General features: G+C 45.0%; 19 protein-coding genes. 18 read left to right on the top strand and 1 reads right to left on the bottom strand.

Annotation, left to right across the window (positions count from 1 at the left end):
- Positions 1 to 86: 86 nt before the first annotated feature.
- Positions 87 to 1,919 carry a translational GTPase TypA gene (typA, locus tag DWX28_RS03490; protein WP_022214081.1) on the bottom strand — a complete coding sequence of 611 codons (1,833 nt, stop codon included), beginning with the start codon at positions 1,917 to 1,919 and terminating at the stop codon, positions 87 to 89.
- Between the two features lie 196 nt (positions 1,920 to 2,115).
- On the opposite strand from typA, the gene DWX28_RS03485 reads away from it, so the two are divergent.
- The 18 genes from DWX28_RS03485 (at position 2,116) to DWX28_RS03400 (ending at position 22,477) form a co-directional block, all read left to right on the top strand.
- Positions 2,116 to 2,742 carry a single-stranded DNA-binding protein gene (locus tag DWX28_RS03485; protein WP_022214080.1) on the top strand — a complete coding sequence of 209 codons (627 nt, stop codon included), beginning with the start codon at positions 2,116 to 2,118 and terminating at the stop codon, positions 2,740 to 2,742.
- A 115-nt stretch (positions 2,743 to 2,857) separates the two neighbouring features.
- Positions 2,858 to 3,370 carry a cob(I)yrinic acid a,c-diamide adenosyltransferase gene (locus DWX28_RS03480; protein ID WP_022214079.1) on the top strand — a complete coding sequence of 171 codons (513 nt, stop codon included), beginning with the start codon at positions 2,858 to 2,860 and terminating at the stop codon, positions 3,368 to 3,370.
- Between the two features lie 57 nt (positions 3,371 to 3,427).
- Positions 3,428 to 4,321 carry a 4-hydroxy-tetrahydrodipicolinate synthase gene (gene dapA / locus DWX28_RS03475; RefSeq protein WP_118251846.1) on the top strand — a complete coding sequence of 298 codons (894 nt, stop codon included), beginning with the start codon at positions 3,428 to 3,430 and terminating at the stop codon, positions 4,319 to 4,321.
- 24 nt (positions 4,322 to 4,345) lie between these two features.
- Positions 4,346 to 5,104 carry a 4-hydroxy-tetrahydrodipicolinate reductase gene (dapB, locus tag DWX28_RS03470; protein ID WP_118251845.1) on the top strand — a complete coding sequence of 253 codons (759 nt, stop codon included), beginning with the start codon at positions 4,346 to 4,348 and terminating at the stop codon, positions 5,102 to 5,104.
- Positions 5,105 to 5,472: 368 nt separating this feature from the next.
- Entirely contained in the window at positions 5,473 to 6,468 is a 996-nt protein-coding gene (locus DWX28_RS03465; protein ID WP_022214076.1) for a BMP family protein, read from the top strand.
- 84 nt (positions 6,469 to 6,552) lie between these two features.
- Positions 6,553 to 8,082, top strand: coding sequence for an ABC transporter ATP-binding protein (locus DWX28_RS03460; protein ID WP_022214075.1), 1,530 nt, complete (start codon positions 6,553 to 6,555; stop codon positions 8,080 to 8,082).
- Positions 8,079 to 9,149 (top strand): ABC transporter permease, encoded by a 1,071-nt coding sequence (locus tag DWX28_RS03455; protein ID WP_022214074.1) that lies wholly within the window; start codon positions 8,079 to 8,081, stop codon positions 9,147 to 9,149. Before DWX28_RS03460 ends, DWX28_RS03455 begins: the two co-directional genes overlap by 4 nt.
- A gap of 2 nt (positions 9,150 to 9,151) precedes the next feature.
- A complete protein-coding gene (locus DWX28_RS03450; RefSeq protein WP_022214073.1) occupies positions 9,152 to 10,072 on the top strand; it encodes an ABC transporter permease in 921 nt (306 codons plus the stop codon).
- A gap of 129 nt (positions 10,073 to 10,201) precedes the next feature.
- Positions 10,202 to 10,645: a hypothetical protein gene (locus DWX28_RS03445; protein WP_022214072.1), complete on the top strand. Its 444-nt coding sequence runs from the start codon at positions 10,202 to 10,204 to the stop codon at positions 10,643 to 10,645.
- 161 nt (positions 10,646 to 10,806) lie between these two features.
- Positions 10,807 to 11,574 (top strand): phosphoribosylformimino-5-aminoimidazole carboxamide ribotide isomerase, encoded by a 768-nt coding sequence (gene hisA, locus DWX28_RS03440; protein ID WP_022214071.1) that lies wholly within the window; start codon positions 10,807 to 10,809, stop codon positions 11,572 to 11,574.
- Between the two features lie 140 nt (positions 11,575 to 11,714).
- Complete coding sequence (locus tag DWX28_RS03435) at positions 11,715 to 12,803, top strand: class II aldolase/adducin family protein (RefSeq protein ID WP_022214070.1); 1,089 nt, start codon at positions 11,715 to 11,717, stop codon at positions 12,801 to 12,803.
- Between the two features lie 12 nt (positions 12,804 to 12,815).
- A complete protein-coding gene (locus DWX28_RS03430; RefSeq protein ID WP_022214069.1) occupies positions 12,816 to 13,337 on the top strand; it encodes a nitroreductase in 522 nt (173 codons plus the stop codon).
- A gap of 211 nt (positions 13,338 to 13,548) precedes the next feature.
- Entirely contained in the window at positions 13,549 to 14,940 is a 1,392-nt protein-coding gene (locus tag DWX28_RS03425; protein WP_022214068.1) for a radical SAM protein, read from the top strand.
- Positions 14,941 to 15,118: 178 nt separating this feature from the next.
- Positions 15,119 to 15,895, top strand: coding sequence for a glucose-1-phosphate cytidylyltransferase (gene rfbF, locus DWX28_RS03420; RefSeq protein WP_022214067.1), 777 nt, complete (start codon positions 15,119 to 15,121; stop codon positions 15,893 to 15,895).
- A gap of 17 nt (positions 15,896 to 15,912) precedes the next feature.
- Positions 15,913 to 16,092: a DUF6472 family protein gene (locus tag DWX28_RS03415; RefSeq protein WP_022214066.1), complete on the top strand. Its 180-nt coding sequence runs from the start codon at positions 15,913 to 15,915 to the stop codon at positions 16,090 to 16,092.
- 15 nt (positions 16,093 to 16,107) lie between these two features.
- Entirely contained in the window at positions 16,108 to 16,941 is an 834-nt protein-coding gene (locus DWX28_RS03410) for a DNA-3-methyladenine glycosylase family protein (protein ID WP_022214065.1), read from the top strand.
- A gap of 11 nt (positions 16,942 to 16,952) precedes the next feature.
- On the top strand, positions 16,953 to 18,542 hold the full coding sequence (locus DWX28_RS03405) for an inositol monophosphatase family protein (RefSeq protein ID WP_118251844.1): 1,590 nt from the start codon (positions 16,953 to 16,955) through the stop codon (positions 18,540 to 18,542).
- A gap of 218 nt (positions 18,543 to 18,760) precedes the next feature.
- On the top strand, positions 18,761 to 22,477 hold the full coding sequence (locus DWX28_RS03400) for a penicillin-binding Tp47 domain C-containing protein (protein ID WP_022214063.1): 3,717 nt from the start codon (positions 18,761 to 18,763) through the stop codon (positions 22,475 to 22,477).
- The last annotated feature ends 61 nt before the right edge of the window (positions 22,478 to 22,538 follow it).

Genomic DNA, 22,538 nt, shown 5'->3' with positions numbered 1-22,538 from the left:
GAGCCGTTAAAATGTTACGACTCAGGGCGATTCTTTTATTGCTCTGTATATCAGGGAACGCCAGCGGCGTGTCCTGTGATTTACTCTTACTGCTTACGGAATGCAGCACGTTTTCTTTCTCTGGGATCAAGAATTCTCTTGCGGATACGAAGGCTTGATGGTGTAACCTCAAGAAGCTCATCCTGGTCGATAAACTCGATCGCCTGCTCAAGACTGAGAACCTTAGGCGGTGTCAGTTTCAGAGCTTCATCGGCGGAAGAGGAACGTGTGTTGGTCAGATGTTTGGTCTTGCAGACATTCAGTTCGATGTCTTCAGCTTTACCATTCTGTCCGATGACCATACCGCTGTATACTTTTTCGCCAGGTCCAACGAAAAGTGTCCCACGGTCCTGTGCGGAGAACAGACCATATGCAACAGCTTCACCTGCTTCGAATGCGATCAGGGAGCCCTGTTTACGGTACTGGAAATCTCCTTTGTATGGAGCATATCCATCGAAGGTTGTATTCAGGATACCGGTACCCTTGGTGGAAGTAAGGAACTCTCCACGGAAACCGATCAGTCCACGGGACGGGATATGGAATTCCAGGCGGACAGAACCATCGCTGGCTGTGCTCATTCCCTGGAGTTCACCTTTACGCTCGCTCAGTTTCTGGATAACGGTACCGGAGAATTCTTCCGGAACATCAACGTAAGCGATTTCCATTGGTTCAAGTTTCTTGCCGCGTTCGTCTGTGTGATACAGAACTTCCGGTTTACTTACTGCGAATTCATAACCCTCACGGCGCATGTTCTCGATCAGGACAGAAAGGTGAAGTTCACCACGTCCGGAAACCTTGAAACATTCGGTAGTTTCAGTATCTTCTACACGAAGGCTGACATCTGTATTGAGCTCACGGTACAGACGGTCACGCAGATGACGGGAAGTGATGTATTTACCTTCCTGTCCTGCAAGCGGACTGTCGTTTACGAGGAAGTTCATGGAGATCGTAGGCTCGGAGATCTTCTGGAATGGAATTGCCTCCGGGTTGTCGCCGCCGCAGAGAGTATCACCGATATGGATATCTTCGATACCGGAGATCGCTACGATGGAACCTACAGATGCTTCTTTAACTTCAACTTTGTTCAGTCCGTCGAATTCATAAAGTTTGCTGATCTTGACTTTCTTGCGTTTGTCAAGGTCGTGATGGTTCAGAAGGGTAAGTTCCTGGTTTACTGCGATCTTACCGTTCTCTACTTTACCTACACCGATACGTCCTACATATTCATTGTAGTCGATGGTGCTGATAAGAACCTGTGTGTCAGCTTCCGGATCACCTTCCGGAGCCGGGATATATTTCAGGATTGTCTCAAACAGCGGAGCCATATTCTCCGGTGTATCTGCGAGGTCAAGAACTGCATGGCCTGCTTTTGCAGAAGCATACAGGAACGGGCAGTCAAGCTGCTCGTCAGAAGCTTCAAGGTCCATAAGAAGTTCCAGAACTTCATCGATAACTTCATCAGGACGTGCTTCCGGACGGTCGATCTTGTTGATGCAGACGATAACGTGCAGGTTCAGCTCCAGAGCTTTCTTCAGAACAAATTTAGTCTGAGGCATAGCACCCTCAAAAGCATCTACCAGAAGAATAACGCCATCGACCATTTTCAGTACACGCTCTACTTCGCCGCCGAAGTCTGCATGACCTGGGGTATCGATGATGTTGATTTTTACTCCTTTGTAGTGGACAGCAGTGTTCTTGGACAAAATAGTAATTCCGCGCTCACGCTCAATGTCATTGGAGTCCATGACACGTTCCTGAACTTCCTGGTTTTCACGGAATACACCGCTCTGCTTCAGAAGCTGGTCTACCAGGGTGGTTTTGCCGTGATCGACATGGGCGATAATGGCTACGTTGCGTACATCTTCGCGTTTGATATTCATAAAAATCGAAATCCTTTCTTTTTTCTTCTATATTAATGTGTTTTTTCCATGATACGACATTCCAGTTTACCACATTTTTCGCAGATTACAAGGTGTTGAGAAAAATTTTTTTTAAAAGTAGTTCTAAATCTGCATAAGCCTTCATATTCATAGTTCTATAAAAAACAAAATACCCAAAGAGGAAGGAGAACTATTTATGGCAGACAAAATCATTGAAAACAATCAGGTATCGATCATGGGAAAAATTGATACAGGCTTTACATTCAGTCATCTGGTGTTTGGCGAGGGCTTTTATACAATGGAGCTGATCGTCAAGCGTCTGAGTGATTCTGAGGACAGGATCCCGGTCATGGTGTCAGAGCGTCTGATCGATGTCACACAGGATTATATAGGAGAGTATATTGAAATCCATGGACAGTTTCGTTCCTATAACCGCCATGAGGAGAAGCACAATCGACTGGTGCTCTCTGTCTTTGCGCGTGAAGTGAAGTTTGTGGAGGAGGACGATGAAAATGTTCCGGTCAACCAGATCTTTATGGATGGCTTTATATGCAAACCGCCGGTTTACCGCAAGACTCCTCTTGGAAGAGAAATTGCAGATATCCTGCTGGCAGTGAACCGGCCTTACGGAAAATCAGATTACATACCATGCATCTGCTGGGGCAGAAATGCGCGATATGCTTCGGCGTTTGCAGTAGGCGGACATGTACTTCTGTGGGGCAGGATCCAGAGCAGGGAATATATGAAGCGTATCGGTGAGAATCAGTCCGAGAAGCGCATAGCGTATGAAGTATCCGTGAGCAAGTTGGAGTACGTAGATTAGGAAATATCTGGGAAACGTCCGGAGGACAGATACAGCTTGCTTTTTTGCCGGAACTGAGGTAAGATAAAACCATTAATGCAAGGATTAGTTTTACCAACGTTAAGAGGAAGTAGTTATGGAAAGAGAATTAACAGAAGTATACTGTGGAAACGGAAAGGGCAAGACCGCACTCGCGATCGGACAGAGCATCCGTGAAGCGGTGCAGGGCAAGAGTGTGATCGTTATCCAGTTCCTAAAGGGATGTGAGAAGCGTTCACTGGATTTTCTGGAGGATCTGGACAATCTGGATTTCAAGATTTTCCGTTTTGAAAAGAGGGACTGCTGTTATGAACAGCTCACTGAGGAAGAGAAAGCGGAGGAGAGATCCAATATCCTCAACGGATTGAATTTTGCCCGCAAGGTTGTTGTGACACAGGAATGCGATTTTCTTTTGCTTGATGAGATTCTGGGACTTCTGGATCGTGGGATCGTCACGGTAGATGCCATTATAGACATTCTGAAACAGAAGGACGAGTCCATGCATATAGTAATGACCGGCTGGAATTTTCCGGAGGAACTTAAGCCATATGTGGATACGATAACCACACTGAATTCCGAGGAAGTCCATCACTCCTGCGAACAGCAGTGAGCATCCGGCAGATTATCAGAATATATTAAATTACAGAAGAATAAAGGAGGAGTTCAAATGGCAATTTTTAAAGGTGCAGGTGTAGCGATCGTTACCCCTATGTATGAAGACGGAAAGGTGAACTACGACAAACTGGAAGAACTGCTCGAGTATCAGATTGCCAACAGCACAGATGCGATCATCATCTGCGGTACCACAGGTGAGTCTGCAACCATGACACATGGAGAGCATCTCAAAACTATCAAATTTGCAATTGACAAAGTAAACAAACGTGTTCCGGTTATCGCAGGAACAGGTTCTAATTGCACAGAAACTGCGATCATGATGTCCAAGGAAGCAGCATCCTACGGAGCAGACGCTCTGCTGGTAGTAACTCCTTATTATAATAAGGCAACTCAGAAGGGACTCATCGCTCACTATACTGCAGTAGCAAACGCAGTACCGGAGACACCGATCATTATGTACAACGTTCCGAGCCGTACAGGATGTAATCTTCAGCCGGCAACTGTTGCCACTCTTGTTAAGAATGTCAAGAACATCGTAGGTCTTAAGGCTGCAAGCGGAGACCTTTCCCAGATCGCCAAGACAGTTTCTCTGGCTGGCGAAGACCTGGAACTGTATTCCGGAAACGACGATCAGGTACTTCCGATCCTTTCACTGGGCGGACTGGGTGTTATCTCCGTACTTTCCAACGTTGCACCGAAGGAAACTCATGATATGGTAATGAAATTCCTTGAGGGAGACACCAAGGGAGCTGCCAAGATCCAGATCGATGCGATCCCGCTGATCAATGCACTTTTCTGCGAAGTAAACCCGATTCCGGTCAAGACTGCTCTGAACCTTATGGGAATGAATGTAGGACCGCTTCGTATGCCGCTTTGCGAGATGGAAGAAGCAAGCAAGGAAACACTGATCAAAGCAATGAAAAATTTTGGAATCAAACTTGCTTAAGATACCCCGGAGGAAACTAAGATTATGGTAAAAATTATTATGCACGGATGCTGTGGACATATGGGTCAGGTGATCTCTGATCTGGTTGCGAAGGATGCAAATGCAGAGATCGTTGCCGGAATCGATATTGCAGACAAAGGAAACACCACATATCCGGTATTCACAGAAATCAAAGCATGTCAGACAGAGGCAGATGTAGTGATCGACTTTTCTTCAGCCAAGGCAGCAGATGCACTGCTGGATTTCTGCGTAGAGCGTAACCTTCCGGTTGTACTCTGCACAACAGGACTTTCCGAAGAACAGCTTGCCAAAGTAGAGGAGACAGCAAAGAAGATCCCTGTCCTCAAATCCGCAAATATGTCTCTTGGCATCAACACCCTGCTCAAACTGATCCAGGATGCTGCCAAAGTTCTTGCAACAGCAGGATTTGACATGGAGATCGTAGAGCGTCATCACCGTCTCAAAGTAGATGCACCGAGCGGTACAGCTCTGGCGCTTGCAGACAGCCTTAACGAAGCTATGGATAACCAGTATCACTATGTCTATGACAGAAGCCAGAAGCGCGAGATGCGTGACGATAAGGAGATCGGTATCTCCGCAGTCCGTGGCGGAACTATCGTAGGTGACCACGAAGTGATCTTCGCAGGTCCGGATGAAGTGATCGAATTCAAGCACACTGCATATTCCAAAGCTGTTTTTGGCAAAGGCGCAGTAGAGGCAGCCAAATTCCTCGCAGGCAAACCGGCAGGAAGATATGATATGGCTGATGTGATCGAGGGATAAATAACATCAGGACGCTTTTTTGACATGCCAAAAACTAAAAAAAGTTCTTGCAATCAAAAAAATATTGTGCTATTATGACCTCATCAATCAAAGAACAATCGAATTTACAAAGGCGTAAACATCATATGGTGTTTGCGCCTTTTTGCATTTGGCGTAACTTTGACTGAACAGGCCTGTTGAAAATGTCGAAAAACTAAAAAAGTAGACAAAAAACTATTCGACTAATTGTACAAAAATATTATTGAACTCTCAAAATTTTTGTGATATAGTAACTATATCAAAAGTCGTGTATTAAATAAAAAACAAAAAAAGTTACTGAAAAGTGACACATCAGCCGGAGAACTGAGGGAAAAAGGAGGAAATTCAATATGAAAAAAGCATTAGCAGCAGCACTTTGTGGAGTATTATTCACAGCAACTATGACAGTTCCGGTACTGGCAGACGATGCAGATTATGCAGGAATGAAGATCGTTCTGATCCTTCCGGGAAGCATTGATGACCAGAGTTGGAATGCAAGCAACAATGCAGGAGCGAAAGAATGTGACGAGGAGCTTGGCACCTCCATCGAAGTTGTTGAATCCGTTCCGGTAGAAGAATTTGAATCCACCTTTACAGAATATGGCGAGAAAGGCTATGATCTGGTAATGGCAGCAGGAAGCCAGTTTGATGAGGCTAGTGCAGCAGTAGCACCTCAGTATCCGGACACTGTATACACTGTTATCAATGGTACAGCAAGCGATTCTGACAACATGGTTCCTGTATTCCCGAAAGAATATGAAGGTTCCTATCTTGCAGGTATCATCGCAGGATACACAACAGAAAATGGTAAATTTGCAACAGAGGGCGGCGAGTCCAATGCAGCAATGGTCAAACTTCTTGATACATACGAAGGCGCAGCCAAAGAAGTTGCAGAAGAAAGAGGAATCGAAGGTGCAGAGGCAAACAGATCCTTCCTGAATACATGGACAGACGTTTCCGTAACCAAATCCATGACAGACCAGATGATCGACAATGGTGCTGATACCGTATTCTGCTATTCCAACGAAGGTGCATCCGGTGCTGTTCAGTCTGCAGAAGAAAAAGGTGCCAAATTCGTTGCATTTGCAGCTAATAAGAACGACGAGAGCGACTGTGTAGTTGCTTCTGTAAATATGAACTGGTCAAATGTTTATCCTTGGATCGTTGAAGGAATCGCTTCCGGTGAACTGAAAGGTGCTCAGGAAGTCGGCGTAGCAGAAGGCGTATTTGAAGCAATCTATACAGATGCAGTTTCAGATGAATGCAAGAGTGCAGTTGAGCAGGCAACACAGGATATCACAGATGGCAAGATCGATTTCACACAGTATTTCTCTGAAGCAGAATAACAATCGTTGATGAGAATATGAGTTTCCAGATTGACAGTGCCTTTTGGCACTGTCAATTTTATAAGGAAAGGGGATGGCGAAATCATGAATGAGCCTGTTATAGAACTGAAACACATTACCAAACGCTTTGCCAAAGTACTGGCAAATGATGATGTTTCCATCACGATCCACAAGGGCGAAGTTGTAGCTCTTCTGGGAGAGAATGGAGCCGGTAAGAGTACGATCATGAAGATTTTGTATGGCCTGTACCACGCAACATCCGGAGAGATCTGGATCGACGGCAAAGAACGCAAGATCGCAACACCAAAAGAAGCAATGGACGCTGGTATCTCCATGATCCAGCAGCATTTTTCACTGGTTCCGGCACATACAGTTACAGAGAATATCATTCTCGGAAACTGTAAGGGAAAGCTGGATATCAAGAAAAAAGAAAAAGAGATCCAGGCGCTTGCAGAGCAGTACGGATTTCAGGTTCCGGCAGGAGAGTATGTAAAGAATCTTTCCGTAGGAACTCAGCAGAAAGTTGAGATCCTCAAGGCGCTTTATCTCAATGCCAGAGTCCTGATCATGGATGAGCCTACTGCTGTACTTACGCCTCAGGAGATCGATACGCTGATGGAGTTTGTCCGCCGCTATGTTGAGAAAGGCAATTCTGTAGTATTTATCACGCACAAGATGCGTGAGGTTATGGCGGTTTCTGATACGATCGTTGTTATGAGAAACGGAAGCATCTGCGGTACTGTAAAGAAGACAGATACTTCTGAAACAGAACTTGCACATATGATGATCGGTCATGAACTGGAAACCCTGGAAAAACCAGGAACCGAAGATATGAGCAATCGCAGAGTACGCCTTGCGGTCAAAGACTTAAGCATTAAGCCGAAGGGCCATACACCGCTTCTGGAAGACATCAATTTTGAGATCCATGAGGGAGAAGTTCTTGGATTTGCGGGAGTTTCCGACAATGGACAGCAGGAACTCTGTGAGGCGATCTACGGAGGAATCCCGATCACATCCGGCAGGATCGAACTGGACGGAGAGGATGTCACAAACGAATCTGTCAAAGACAGGATCAAACTTGGTATGGGATATGCGGCAGCAGACCGTTATCGTTATGGAATGGTTGCAGAGATGTCCATGTCCGAAAACATGCTCCTCAAATCCAGTTACCTGAACAAATGGGTCAATCACGGACTGATCCGCTGGTCAGCACTTCACCGTTATACAGAAGACAGCATCAAAAAATATGCGATCAAAGCACCGGACCACACTGTTACGGTAGGAAGCCTCTCCGGTGGTAACCAGCAGAAGATGGTCGTTGCCCGTGAAGTTGATATGGGTGACAAGCTGATCATTTTTGACCAGCCAACCCGTGGACTTGACCTTGGTGCGATCAACTATGTACATAAGACGATCCTTGGGGAAAGAGACAAGGGAAAAGCAGTTCTTCTTGTTTCGACAGAACTTTCAGAGATCTTTGCACTTTCCGACAGGATTGCGGTTCTCTATAAAGGAAAGATCATGGGAATCTTCAAAAACGGAGAACTTACAACAGAAAAGATCGGATTGCTGATGGCTGGTGTACAGCCTGAGAAAGAAGGTGCAGAATCATGAAACAACAGAAAAAAGTAGCAGAGCTTCTGCTGTGGACCGTTCTGGCGATCATCCTTGGACTGGTGATCAGTTTTGCATTTTTGCCGCTGCTTGGTGTAAATCCGGTAGAATCTCTCAAGATCATGCTTTCAGAAACGTTTGCAGATAAATTTTCCATGGGAAATATCCTGGTAAAGACAACACCTCTGATCCTTACCAGTCTTGCATTCGCTTTTACATACAAAGCAAACCTTTATAACATCGGTGCACAGGGACAGTTTTATGTTGGATGTATCTGTGCGGTTGCAGTGACACTGCAGCTCCAGACCAAAGTCCCAGGACCGGTCGTTCTGATCACTGCCTGCCTTGCAAGTATGATCGGCGGCGGTCTTACAGGATTCATCATTGGATTCCTCAAAGCGAAATTCAATGCAAATGAGTTCCTTGTAAGTATGATGTCTACCTATGTTATTACTTATGTTATGCAGCTCCTTCTGAGAACTGTTCTCCAGGAGTCAAAGCATGAATATTTAAAAACAGACTACATTGATAATTCCGCATGGCTGCCAAAGATCATCAATGGAACTTCTGTTTCACTTGGTATCGTGATCGCGGTTGCAGCAGCGATCGTGATCTGGTTCATCCTGTACCGTACTTCCATGGGATATCGTATCCGTGTTATGGGATTCAATCAGGATGCAGCGGCAATGTCGGGTATCAATCCGAAAACACAGTGCATGCTGGCTTTCTTTATCAGTGGCGCAGTTGCAGGTCTTGCAGGTTTCACTGAGATCAATGGCATGCAGCATATGCTTCTTACCGGACTGGAATCCGATATCGGTTCTTATGGAATCGGTATTGCGATCATGGCAAATGCCAACCCGATCGGTGTCATCTTTGCGGCACTGCTGTTTGGTACTCTCCAGGTCGGAGGTACTGCACTTGGCCATTCTACAGATGCGCCGGCAAGTGTTATTGATGTAATGCTCGGTTTCGTAATGCTGTTCGTACTGATGTCCTTCTTTGTAAGAAAGAAACTGGAAGTCAGAAGCATGAAGAAACAGAAGATCCAGAAAGGAGAGGTTTGAGTATGCAGATTTTTGTGAATTTGATTACAAGAGCTATTTTTATGAGTACGCCTCTTGTTCTGGGCGCATTAGGTGAGGTTCTGGCAGAACGTACAGGTATGATGGTAACGGCGATCGAGGGTATTTTCCTCGTTGGCGCGTGGGGAGGATTTATCGGAGCTTATCTTTCCGGAAATCTTCTGATCGGATTTTTGCTTGCGATGGTATGCGGACTGATCGTGTCACTGCTTTATGGCGTGACGACGATTTACATGCATCAGCACCAGATCGTAATGGGAACTGCTGTTGCGATCCTTGTGACAGGATGCTGTACATTTTTCTACCGTGTGATCTTTGGTATCCAGACAGTACCGCTTAAGGTAAACATCCTCAAGACGATCAAGATCCCGCTTCTGAGTAAGATCTCGATCATTGGACAGGCGATCTTTTCCCAGAACCTGGTAACCTATTTTACGTATATTCTGGTGCCGATCATTTTCTTTGTGATATACAAGACTTCTCTTGGTCTGTCCATGAGATCCTGTGGTGAAAACCCGGAGGCAGCAGATGCGGCCGGTATCAATGTAACACGTACACGTTTTCTTGCAGTAGCAGTAGCCGGATGCCTTGGCGGTATCGCCGGAGCTTACTATCCGCTGTGCAACGTCGGCATGTACAATGCAGAGATCATCGGCGGACGTGGATGGATTGCATTCGGTATCTGTTTCCTCGGAAACTGGAATCCGGTCGGCGCGCTGATCTTTGGAATCATCTTTGGTATTTCCGATGCACTTGGTATCTTCGTCAGAGCGATGGGAACTTCCTCTGTTCCGAGTGAGCTGTTCAGTGCACTGCCGTACATTCTGGTCATCGTACTGACCGTATGTAGAAAACAGTTCAACGTACCTGCAAAACTCGGTGCAAATTATGTAAAAGAAGATTAAAATTTCATGGGCATGTGTCTTTTGTGGCACATGCCTTTTTATGTAATTCCAGTTTCTTCCAGAATAGGATCTCGAAATCCGGTACATATTATTACCACAAGATAAAATCCATGGTAAAGGAGAATGACAATGAAAAAATTCAAAGGGATCCTGACAGGTACATTGCTTATCATGACGCTTGGAATGCTGACTGCCTGTGGAAACAATAATAATGCAGCCGATGAGACCGGAACTGTGACGGAAGAAAATGATATGATGGGCGATAATGCGGATGATACTACGGCAAACGACAATGTCAATGGAAACAATGCAGACGCAAACTCTGGTGCAGACGATGCTGCGATAGACAATGGCGATACGATGTCAGAAGGAACCGGGGATAACGGAACCGTGACAGAAAACGGAGCCGGAACAGCAGAAAACAATACAGAAAATATGAATAATAATGCAGACAACAACGACGATACAGTATCAGGTGCACTCGGAAACGGAGTCAAAGATCTCGGCGACGGCGTGGGTGACGCGGTGGAAGATGTCGGCGATGCCGTTGGAAATGCAGTAGAGGGACGATAAGATCTTATATCGGTTTTAATAATTTAGCATGATAAAGTAAAAACGCTTGCATGAAACAGAAAACCATATTATGATATCCTCAGGAAAACCTGAACAGGATCATGCAAAACCCCTGGACCTATCAGAATCCGGGGGTTTTATATTGAAGGGAGAAACAGACTATGAAATTTCGTCCATGCATCGACATACATAATGGAAAAGTAAAACAGATCGTAGGCGGCAGCCTCAAGGATGCCGGAGACCAGGCAAAAGAAAACTTCGTATCCGGACAGGATGCGACTTTTTATGCAGAATTATACAAAAACGCCGGACTGAAAGGCGGACATGTCATCCTTCTGAATGGAAAAGATTCTGAATACTACGAAGCCACCAGAAACCAGGCACTTAAGGCTCTCAGGGCATATCCGGGAGGGCTCCAGATCGGAGGCGGTGTCTGCCCGGAAAACGCGCAGGACTATCTGAACGCCGGAGCAAGCCATGTGATCGTCACCTCCTATGTTTTTAAGGACGGCAGACTTTCCTGGGAAAACCTCGCCAGGATGGAACAGGCAGCAGGCAGAGAACATCTCGTACTTGATCTCAGCTGCCGCAAAAAAGACAACCAGTACTTCATCGTCACAGACCGCTGGCAGAAATTTACCGACGTACCGGTAACCCTCGAAGTGATGGAAGAACTCGGAAGCCATTGCGATGAATTCCTCGTTCATGCAGTAGATGTAGAAGGCAAGGCAAACGGCATCGAGACAGAACTCGCGGACCTCCTTTCCGCATACCAGAAACGCCCGATCACCTATGCCGGTGGTGTAGGAAGCATGCAGGACATCAAACTTTTGAAGCTTCACGGCAAAGGCAGACTTGATGTGACCGTCGGAAGTGCCCTGGATCTGTTTGGCGGAACGATTCCATTTGAAACACTTAAGAATCTGTAAGTTTGGATGATTAGTAGAAAATTCTATGAATAATCTGTAAAATAACATCCCAGAAAGTCTGTTTATGTGCTATGATAGATAGCAGATATGGTATTAGCAAAAACCTATTATAATGATAAAAAAACGGAGGAATTTCAATTATGGATCTTTCAACTTTAGTAAAAATGTCCAACACATACGGAAGTAATCCGGCTTATGTTCTGGCTGGTGGGGGAAATACTTCTGTCAAGGATGACACAACACTTTATGTTAAGGGCTCAGGCACACAGCTTGCCACAATCAAGGCAGAAGAATTTGTTGAGATGAGCAGAGCACGCCTGAATGAAATCATGAAAACAGAGTATCCGTCCGATGACGTGAAACGTGAATCTGCATACCTTGCTGATGTCATGGCGGCGGTGACAGACGATGACAAGACCAAACGTCCAAGCGTAGAAGCACTGCTCCACAATTTATTTGCCTATACTTATGTACTGCATGTTCACCCGACTCTTGTCAACGGCCTGACCTGCGGAAAGGGCGCACAGGCACTTTGCGAGGAACTTCTGGGCAAAGATGTTCTCTGGATCGATATCTGCAAACCGGGATATACACTTGCACGCATCTGTTACGAGAAAATGAACGCCTACAAAGAAGAAACCGGAAAGGATGTTCAGGTTCTTCTGCTTCAGAATCACGGCATTTTTGTTGCGGCAGATACTGTGGAGGAGATTGGCGTTTTATTTGACGGCGTCATCAGTAAGTTAGAGAAACAGGTTAAAAGAACCGCTGACGTAAGCGAAGCTGTCACACCGGAGAAAGAGCAGGCTGCGCAGAAACTTTCCGAATTACTGGGACATGCGGTGGAAGTTGTGCCGGCAGCAGAAATGGACAATTTCGTAAAGGACAAAGCATCAGCAGCACCGCTTCTGAAACCATTTACTCCGGATCATATTGTGTACTGCGGACCATATCCGTTATTTGTAGAGAATATCGATCAGGCAAAAGAAGCACTGGACGCATTTATGAAAGAGAATGACAAAGAACCACGCCTCATTCTGGTACAGGGCGTTGGCGGCTTTATCATGGAAGATGACAAGGGAAAAGCTGCAAAAGCACAGCTCCTGGTCAAAGATGCCATCAAACTTGCAGTATATGCAGAGAGCTTTGGCGGAGCACTGCAGATGACAGATGACATTACATATTTCATTACACACTGGGAAGCAGAAGCATACCGCAGCAAGAAATAGGAGGTAAAAAACATGAGTGACGTACTTGAAACGATCAAAAGCAGAAGAAGCATCCGCAAATACAAAAGCGACATGATCCCGCAGGACAAACTTGAGAAGATCATCGAAGCAGGAACCTACGCGGCAACAGGAATGGGTAAACAGTCCCCGATCATCATTGCTGTGACAAACAAGGAGCTCCGCGATAAACTTTCTGCCATGAATGCAAAGATCATGGGAGTTGAGATCGATCCGTTCTACGGCGCACCGGTCGTTCTGATCGTGCTGGCTGACAAGGCACGTCCGACATACATTTATGACGGAAGCCTCGTTATGGGAAATCTGATGCTGGAAGCAGAAGCACAGGGAATCGGAAGCTGCTGGATCCACAGAGCCAAAGAAGAATTCGAGAGTGAAGAAGGCAAAGAACTCCTCAGATCTCTTGGAATCGAGGGCGATTATGAAGGAATCGGACATTGCATCCTCGGTTATGCAGACGGTGATGCTCCGAAGGCCGCACCAAGAAAAGCTTCTTATGTTTATTACGTAGAATAACAAAGAAAATACAATACCTTACAGATCAGGTCGGTGGTAAGATAATTTACCATCGACCTCTTTTTGTCCATTGAAAAAGGAAAGAATCCGCGAATATAATATAAGAAATAAAAAATAACAAGCACCTGAGGGCTTTCTTCCATTTTGAGGAATGCGGATCCAGTAAATCGGATAAAGTAATAGGGAAGATGGAACAGAGGAGGAAATTGTAATGAATAAGCTTACACATGCAGCTGCCAAGACCGTTTTTTCAGGAGTAGTTGATTATGCAATTGGACAGGTAAACAAGAACCCGGAGGAAGCATACGAAAAGATCATTGACACTGCAGAGAAACATATGAAAGATTTTCAGACAGGAGTAAACTGGGATTATCTGAGACGAGTTGCCTGTAATCCGGAATACACACTGAACCGTTACGTGACATCGATCGTAAAGGATCTCCACCCGAATGTACTCAAGACCACACTGATGAATCTTGGATTTGAGGCTCTTTACAATGGAACCAAAACCATCCGTGAGATGAGAAAGATCCATAACTGCAACATTCCGTGGATCATTCTGATGGACCCGACCAGCGCATGTAACCTGCATTGTACAGGATGCTGGGCAGCAGAATACGGAAATAAACTGAATCTTTCTTTTGAGGATATGGATTCTATCGTAACACAGGGTAAAGAACTGGGCGTTTATTTCTACATGATGACAGGCGGAGAGCCGATGGTAAGAAAGAAAGATATCATCGAACTTTGCAGAAAACATAACGACTGTGTCTTCTTTGCATATACCAACGGTACACTGGTTGACGAAGCACTCTGCAAACAGATGCAGGAAGTCGGAAACCTGTTCCTTGGCTTAAGCGTAGAGGGTGAGCCGGACGTAAACGACATGCGTCGTGGAAACGGTGTATACAACAAAGTTATGCATGCGATGGACCTGCTCAAAGAGCACGGGCTTGTATTTGGTACCTCTATCTGCTACACAAGCGCAAACTACAAGAGTGTTACCAGTGAAGAGTTCATCCAGATGCTCATCGACAAAGGATGCCGTTACGCTCTGTATTTCCACTATATGCCGGTTGGAAACGCGGCTTCCGTTGATCTGCTTCTGAATCCGGAACAGCGTGTTTATGTGAAAAATCGTGTAAGAGAGATCCGTAATATGGAACACGGCCCTGGAATTTTTACCATGGACTTCCAGAACGATGGTGAATTCGTAGGAGGATGTATCGCAGGTGGAAGAAACTACTTCCATATCAATGCAAACGGTGATGCAGAACCATGCGTATTTATTCATTACTCTAATGGAAATATTCACGAGAATACAATTCTCGAGATCCTGAAACAGCCGCTGTTCATGGCTTACCATGATAACCAGCCATTCAATGACAACATGCTCCGTCCATGCCCGATGCTGGAGAACCCGGAGATCCTGCAGCGTATCGTCAAGGAATCCGGCGCACATTCCACAGACCTCCAGTCCCAGGAAACACCGGAACATCTCTGCAGCAAATGCGTACATTATGCAGAAGAATGGGCTCCTGTAGCAGACAAACTGTGGGAGGAAGAAAAAGCAGCAAAGGCAGCGAAAGCCGCAGCAAAATAATCTGCACCTCGATAAAATAAAAATCCTCAAACCGTCTTCTTGTATTCCTGAGACCAGGGATGTGAGCAGGCGGTTTTTTACTTATAAATGTCAGGCGGAATGCTTTCTTTTTTGCGGGGATTGTATTAGAATATAGGATATCATACGCAAAACAGATAAAACGGATTGGAGAATAAATATGAAAGTTGTAATTTTAGCAGGCGGTTTTGGTACCCGTATCAGCGAGGAGAGCCATCTGAAGCCGAAGCCGATGATCGAGATCGGGGAGAAGCCGATCCTCTGGCATATTATGAAAATGTATTCTGCTTATGGATTTAATGAATTTGTTATCTGCTGTGGATACAAACAGCATGTGATCAAAGAATGGTTTGCAGACTATTATCTTCACAACAGCAACATCACTTTTGATTTTACCCAGGAAAATAAGATGATCGTGCACAACAATGTCCTGGAACCGTGGAAAGTCACCCTGGTCGATACAGGACTCAATACCATGACCGGCGGACGTATCAAACGTGTGAAGGAATATCTCGATGGAAATACGTTCATGCTGACCTACGGGGATGGCGTGGCTGATGTCAACATCAAAGAACTTCTCGAGTATCACCGCTCCCACGGCAAAATGGCGACGATCACAGCGGCACAGCCGGGAGGACGTTTCGGTATCCTTGATATTGAAAACGATGGAACGATCACCAACTTCAAAGAAAAGAAAAAAGAAGACGGCGGTTGGATCAATGCCGGATTCATGGTCCTGGAGCCTTCGATCATGGATCTAATTGAAGGGGATGATACTGTGTTTGAGAAATATCCTCTGGCAGAGGCTGCCCGCATGGGACAGTTAAATGCCTACCGCCACAAGGGCTTCTGGCAGTGCATGGACACCCTTCGTGAAAAAAATCTCCTGGAAAGTCTCTGGCAGAGCGGAAATGCACCGTGGAAGATCTGGGAATAGAAAAGAGGAAATAACAGATGAAAGCAACAAGCTGCGATTACTGCGCGAATTATGTATATGACGAAGAAAGTGAAAGTTATTACTGCGATGTAAATCTGGACGAGGACGAGTATTACCGTTTTATCAGCACAGAATATAAAGAATGCCCGTATTATCGCAATGGAGATGAATACAGAGTAGTTCGGCATCAGATGTAGGGGACGGAGAAAAATATGATTACAGTAGAGCTGGATAATTTCAGCCTGAAACAGATCTGTCAGTCCGGTCAGTGTTTCCGGATGAGAGAGACAGAAGAAAACACGTATGAACTGATCGCAGGAGATCAGTATCTCAAACTTACACAGGAAGGGACGATCGTAACTTTTCATTGCAGTGATGTGGAATTTCTCTGTTACTGGGTTCCGTACTTTGATATTGATGCGGATTATGCAGGCTATATCGAGAAGATCAATCCACGTGACCATTACCTGAGTGCGGCGGCAGAGTGCGGGAGCGGCATCCGGATCTTGCGTCAGGATCTGTGGGAGATGATCATTACGTTTCTGATCTCACAGCAGAATAATATTTCCAGGATCCGTGGATGCATTGACAGATTATGTAAACGATACGGTGAGCAGAAATATTCTGAGGAAGGCGTGGAATACTGGACTTTCCCGACAGCGGAACAGCTGGGAACGGCGACGGAGGAAGAACTCCGGGCACTCGGAATGGGCTATCGCGCGAAATATCTGGTGGAAACGACACGAAGTATTCTGAGCGGAGAGGTCTCGCTGGAGAAACTTTACCGCATGTGTTATTATCGCAGGGCAAGACAGGAATTGATGAAACTCAGCGGCGTGGGAGAGAAGGTTGCTGACTGCATCTGTCTGTTTGCACTTCACCACATGGATGCATTCCCGATCGACACACATATCCGCCAGGTTCTGGACATACACTACAAAAGAGGATTCCCGAACCGCAGATATCACGGACTTCGGGGAATCATGCAGCAGTATATTTTTTATTATGAACTGACTGGTGCGGCGGATATTCACCGCACGAAATGAGGAGACAGACTATGGAATATGTTGTAAAAATCATCGCAGATGTTCTGGCAGCGCTCTACCAGACAGCGGGAGCATCCCTTCTGCTGGCGGCACTTGTCATGTGCGTCTATATGCTTGGCAGGAAACAGGGAGCCGGTCCAGTGGTTCGGGCATGGATCCGTCAGTTCCGCACAAGCGGCTGGTTCAGGAAACATTTTTTCCTGGTATTTTATGTAAGTATGATGCTGTTTCGGACACTTTTGTGCCGGACAATCTGGGGAAATCCTCTGGATCATGTGCTCGGCATTTGGAGTTTACATAATAATGGAGAGCTTTACACAGAGAATTTTGAAAACCTGATCCTGTTTCTTCCGTTCATCGTCCTTTTGTTCTGGGCACAGGAAGAAAGAGACCATTATAAGGAAAAAAGTATTCAAAATGTCCTGATCTTAAGTTTCAAGATCAGTTTCCTGTTTTCGCTCGGCATCGAGTTCTGTCAGTTGTTTTTCAAACTGGGAACCTTCCAGCTTGCAGACCTGTTCTTTAATACAGTGGGCGGACTTCTCGGTGGAATCTGGTACTGGGGATTTGACAGAAGCCGCAGAAAGATTGAGAGTGCGATTCGCAGATTTGGCGGCTGGGATGTGACACCATGGAGATCCGCGGATGAGGAGCAGAAATCTTCCGGCACATATGCAATGACGGAGAATCCATCCATGGACCGCTCTGTTTCAGAAGCAATGGAAGAAAATGCCACACCTGAGATCAAAGAAGATCCGAAGGAACGAATGGATTCCAGATACCGTGCGATCGAGCGTCTGATCCGCGAAGCCGGCAAAAAGATGGTCAAGGCCAGACCATCCGATGCAATGATCCATCAGAAAGAGGGGCTTGCGAACTTCTGTACCGATTACGATATGGAGATCCAGAGGTTCCTGATCAAAGGATTCAGCGAGATCCTTCCGGGAGCAACTTTCTTCGGAGAAGAAGATACCGAGGGAAATGCCGGTGCACAGGCAGATGGCGAGTTTACCTTTTATATTGATCCGATTGATGGCACGACGAATTTTATGTTTGATTATCATCACAGCTGTATTTCTGTCGGGCTTGCACATAAGGATCAGATGATCGCTGGTTTTGTCTATCATCCGTACATTAATGATATGTATATTGCGATCCGCGGCAAGGGAAGTTACCTTAATGGCAAACGGATCCAGCTTGCGGATAAATCCGTCACGGAGGGAATCGTGGAGTTCGGCTGTGCAAGATACAACGAAGCCGGAATCGACTGTCTGTTCCGTGTGGTCAAAGATATGTTCCAGAACAGCCTTTCCATCCGTTGTGGCGGTTCAGCGGCATTGGGACTCTGCCGTGCGGCATCTGGAAGCAATACGGTCTATCTGGAACTGAAACTCCAGCCATACGATTATGCGGCGGCATCCGTGATCCTGGAAGAAGCCGGTGGCGTGATCACACAGATCGACGGAAGTCCGATCACACTCCACGAAGGCTGCTCGATCATCGGCGGCACACCGAAAGCGTGGAAAGAAAGCAAAGAAGCTTTTGAGAGACTGAGAGACAGTTCGGCAGAAGGGACCACAAAAGTAAAACTGAATAAATGACAAATAATATGCACCTGCTGTATCGGGAATGTTTACCTGGTATAACAGGTGTATTTTGTTATACTTTTATTGAAAAAGAATTATCAATAAGATGTTAAATGAGAAAAAAAGTCAATTCGCAGGTTAGAAAATTCTAACTGAAATATAGACAGGAATATAGGTTTGTGGTATAAAATAATAGTTAGAAATACCTAACGGAAAGAAAGAGGAGGAAGAAGATGGCAAATCAGAAATTGTTAAAGAAAGTAGCTCCGGTAGTGCTCAGTGCAGCTATGGCAATGACAAGTATGCCGACAGTTGCAATGGCGGCTGATTTTTCAGACAGTGATGTAGTTTCAGATGCTGTAGAAGTAGAAGAAACACCGGATGCGGAGACTGAGACAGAAGTAGAGGTAGATACAGAAGAAGTTGCTGATGATACTGCAGATGTAGATGTGGTAGAAGATGAGGATGCAGACACAGCAGAAACTGATTCTGAGGAAGATCTGTTCAGCTCCGAGTTAACAGAGGACGAGTTTTCTGATCAGGCAGGCGATGACCAGACAACAGGCGAAGCATACGTTCTCATGAACATTCCTTATGACGATTTCTATAAGGCAGAATTAAAGAATAACGATGTCAAAGTCGATGCATTTACCTCTGCCACATTGAACAAATCCAGAACAGCGGGTATGATGAATGGAAATTCAGCTTATCATACAGATGTAGAAGGAACAAATCTGGCAGGTGTCACCTTCCCTGTTAAAGTAAGTGATCTTGCACTTCTGAAGGATCAGAAAAAGGTGACAGACGATGATTCCGTAACGATCACAGTCACAAACAAAGGACAGACAGCAAGCAATACTTATACAGGAAAAGATTCTCTGATCGAGAATGCTTCCTACTCTTATTATGTACTGTCAGAAGTTCCGGGTTATTATAAAGAACTGACAGTAAATGAAGATGGAAGCTTTACCTTCAGTGATGTTAAGGGTGCACAGGAGAAAACAGTTGAAGCAACAGCAGAACTGAAAACACAGAGCAAATATGGAGATTATCAGCTGAAGATCAATAATGAAACCTTCTCTTCCCTGATCAGTACAAGCACGGATAAAATCTATGGTGCAACGGTTAATACAACAGATGGTACAGAGTACGGTATGCGTCATCTGGAAAATATCTGGAAAGGCTATGAACTGGCATGGTGCACAGGTTTTACTACAAGTGTTCATGGATGCCCGACTTCATCTGAACATTATAAATCCATGATGGGAAAAACCATTGACAGTGTTACTTATTACACTGACAAGGGAATTATCACATTTGATGTTAATGATGAAAAGGTTCTGACAAAAACAGGCGTAAAAGCAACAGTTGCAAACATTCATACAACAGATACAGAAGCAGCAGTCACTCTGGATGGCACTCTTCCGGAAGGTTTTGCAGCAAAATATACTGTTGACGGAACAGAAGTTGCATATGCAGATGGCAAGATCACAACCGGAACACTGGCAGCAGGTTCCCATACTCTGGTTATCAGCGATGAAAATGGCGAATATGCACCGATCCAGGCTTCTTTCTCTGCAAAAGAGGCAGCTGTACCGGCAGCTTACGATGCTGAAAACAGTAAACTTGTACCGGCAGAAGGCTCTACAGAAGAGCAGCTGACAGCTTACATCAAGACAATCACTGCTGTAACAGTAGGAGATAAGACTTATCAGGCCACCGGAAAAGGTTCAAAAGTGATCGTCAAAGAAGACGGAACACTGGATCTTACAGGTATTGAAGTAACAAACGGAACTAAATTTGTTGTAACTTCCAGCGGATATGATGATTTTGCGTTCGATTATGAAGTTGCAGAATATAAATATGTATATGCAGGACTTACCTGGGCTCAGTACTGGGCAGCAGAAGGTGTATATGCAGCAGGTGATGCAACTGCTTCAGCAGACAAAGATACAAGAGGTGAGGCAGACCTTGGAGCGTTTGATACTGTAACAAGAGCAACTACAAACCACGGTCTTCACAGAGGAAGCTTCCAGACAACTGCAATTATTAAAGGCGAGAAAGGTTCTTATGCCGTTTCTTACTGGGAAGGACAGTCAACAGTTGTATTCACAGACGGAACAAAAGCTACATATAGCAGGGGAACTCTTACATTTGAAGATGGTACAACAGATGAAATGCTTGACTATGAAGTAAGCGGTCTGAAATATGTACCGGTTAAAGTAAAAACTTCGGATTATGAAGATTTCAAAAAGGCTTATACAGTAGTAGAAAATGATGGAACACTGGTTGGTGGATACGGAGAATTTAATCTTCAGTCTTATAATCTGACAGCAGATGTTACGGCAAATACAAATGGTCTTAAGACAGCTACAAAGAATGAAGATGGTACATTCAGCTTCAGCGCAAGAGCAAATGGAACAGATTCAGGTGTTAAAGATGCAGCCCTCAAAAAAGCAGAAAATATTACCACAACTGTAAAAGAAGCAAGTGGCAACTATGGTGAGTTCCTGAGAGTTGACCTTACAGGAGATGGATACGGAGATCTTGGTGCTGCAATGCAGGCTGTTAAATGGACATACTATGGAAACGACAGCACTTGCACAAATGCACTTCAGACTTACGGAACAAAATTTGCAGCAGATAACTGGATGCACAAATCTATGGGTATTCAGCTTGGCCTTACAAAATCCCTGCGCTGCCAGCTTCCAGAAGGATACGACGGAACAGGATACTGGACACTGACCGTATATGCTCTTGGATACGAAGACTTTACTGTACAGTTCCAGGCAACAGATGCAAATATTGTAAAACCAGCAAAAAAAGAAGTGGATACAACTGCACTTGAGGCAGTGATCGCAGAAGCAAAAGCACTGAAAGAAAGTGACTATACTCCGGCAAGCTGGGTAAATGTTGCAAACGAACTTGAAGAGTGCGAAGAAATGCTTGCAAATATTGACAAACAGACACAGAATGGCGTTGATGAGCAGATTACACATCTGAGAGAAGCAATTGATTCACTTGTAAAAGCTGAGTTCAAACTTAACGCTGCTTCAGGAACACTTTATACTCAGGATAAAACATCTACAACCCTCAAGGTAACAACCAACCTGGCAGGAACTGTAACATGGAAATCCAGCAATACAAAAGTTGCAACTGTAGACTCCAAGGGTGTTGTAACAGCCAAAGCAGCAGGTACAGCAAACATCACTGCTACTCTGAATGGAAAAACAGCAACTTATAAAGTAACTGTCAAGAATGCAATGTCCATCAACAAAACAGCTGTCACAGTTTATGTTGGAGGAACACCTGCTTCCTATACACTGAAAGCAACATCTGCAATCGGTGGAACAGTAAAATATGCAACAAGCAACAAGAGCGTTGCAACTGTAAGCTCCAAAGGTGTTGTAACAGCAAAGAAAGCAGGTACAGCAGTAATCACAGCTACAGCCGGAAAAGCAAAGATCACCTGCAAAGTAACTGTTAAGAATCCGAGCATTGCAGCAAAAGCAGCAAAAACAACTATTTATACAAAAGGTCAGACTTCTACAACAATCGCAGTGACCAAGAGCGGTGTTTCCGGAACTGCGAAATTTACAAGCAGCAACAAGAACATTGCAACCGTAGATTCCAAAGGTGTTGTAAGAGCGAAAAAAGCCGGAACCGCTAAGATCACAGTTCAGGTAGGAAAGCTGAAAAAGGTAGTAACGGTATCTGTTAAAAATGCATCTCTGAAACTTTCAAGAACAGCAGCAACAATCAACAGAGGCAAAACAACTACCATCAAAGTAAGTGCAGTTCCAACTGGAAAAGTTACTTACACAAGCAGCAACAAAGGCGTTGCAACTGTAACTTCCAAGGGCGTTGTAAAAGGCGTTAAGAAAGGTACAGTAGTTATCACTGTGAAATGCAGCGGCATGACAGCAAAATTTAAAGTAACTGTAAAATAAAAAGTTATAAAGTCAGCACAAAAGACGGGGGCCGTTTTTTAACAGCCCCTGCTTTTGTACG

It is taken from the genome of Blautia sp. AF19-10LB (assembly GCF_003461245.1).
In the GTDB taxonomy this organism is placed as follows: Bacteria; Bacillota; Clostridia; order Lachnospirales; family Lachnospiraceae; genus Blautia_A; species Blautia_A intestinihominis.
Note: the sequence above shows the minus strand (reverse complement) of the source record. Positions and strands in the feature narration are given on the sequence as shown.

What these genes read in the sequence shown, in the direction of transcription:
- DWX28_RS03410 (WP_022214065.1), top strand. Translation starts at nt 16,108, where the DNA reads ATGATTACAGTAGAGCTGGATAATTTCAGCCTGAAACAGATCTGTCAG.
- DWX28_RS03435 (WP_022214070.1), top strand. Translation starts at nt 11,715, where the DNA reads ATGGATCTTTCAACTTTAGTAAAAATGTCCAACACATACGGAAGTAAT.
- DWX28_RS03445 (WP_022214072.1), top strand. Translation starts at nt 10,202, where the DNA reads ATGAAAAAATTCAAAGGGATCCTGACAGGTACATTGCTTATCATGACG.
- DWX28_RS03460 (WP_022214075.1), top strand. Translation starts at nt 6,553, where the DNA reads ATGAATGAGCCTGTTATAGAACTGAAACACATTACCAAACGCTTTGCC.
- dapB (WP_118251845.1), top strand. Translation starts at nt 4,346, where the DNA reads ATGGTAAAAATTATTATGCACGGATGCTGTGGACATATGGGTCAGGTG.
- DWX28_RS03405 (WP_118251844.1), top strand. Translation starts at nt 16,953, where the DNA reads ATGGAATATGTTGTAAAAATCATCGCAGATGTTCTGGCAGCGCTCTAC.
- DWX28_RS03430 (WP_022214069.1), top strand. Translation starts at nt 12,816, where the DNA reads ATGAGTGACGTACTTGAAACGATCAAAAGCAGAAGAAGCATCCGCAAA.
- DWX28_RS03415 (WP_022214066.1), top strand. Translation starts at nt 15,913, where the DNA reads ATGAAAGCAACAAGCTGCGATTACTGCGCGAATTATGTATATGACGAA.
- DWX28_RS03400 (WP_022214063.1), top strand. Translation starts at nt 18,761, where the DNA reads ATGGCAAATCAGAAATTGTTAAAGAAAGTAGCTCCGGTAGTGCTCAGT.
- DWX28_RS03480 (WP_022214079.1), top strand. Translation starts at nt 2,858, where the DNA reads ATGGAAAGAGAATTAACAGAAGTATACTGTGGAAACGGAAAGGGCAAG.
- DWX28_RS03485 (WP_022214080.1), top strand. Translation starts at nt 2,116, where the DNA reads ATGGCAGACAAAATCATTGAAAACAATCAGGTATCGATCATGGGAAAA.
- typA (WP_022214081.1), bottom strand. Translation starts at nt 1,919, where the DNA reads ATGAATATCAAACGCGAAGATGTACGCAACGTAGCCATTATCGCCCAT.
- hisA (WP_022214071.1), top strand. Translation starts at nt 10,807, where the DNA reads ATGAAATTTCGTCCATGCATCGACATACATAATGGAAAAGTAAAACAG.
- DWX28_RS03455 (WP_022214074.1), top strand. Translation starts at nt 8,079, where the DNA reads ATGAAACAACAGAAAAAAGTAGCAGAGCTTCTGCTGTGGACCGTTCTG.
- DWX28_RS03465 (WP_022214076.1), top strand. Translation starts at nt 5,473, where the DNA reads ATGAAAAAAGCATTAGCAGCAGCACTTTGTGGAGTATTATTCACAGCA.
- DWX28_RS03425 (WP_022214068.1), top strand. Translation starts at nt 13,549, where the DNA reads ATGAATAAGCTTACACATGCAGCTGCCAAGACCGTTTTTTCAGGAGTA.
- DWX28_RS03450 (WP_022214073.1), top strand. Translation starts at nt 9,152, where the DNA reads ATGCAGATTTTTGTGAATTTGATTACAAGAGCTATTTTTATGAGTACG.
- dapA (WP_118251846.1), top strand. Translation starts at nt 3,428, where the DNA reads ATGGCAATTTTTAAAGGTGCAGGTGTAGCGATCGTTACCCCTATGTAT.
- rfbF (WP_022214067.1), top strand. Translation starts at nt 15,119, where the DNA reads ATGAAAGTTGTAATTTTAGCAGGCGGTTTTGGTACCCGTATCAGCGAG.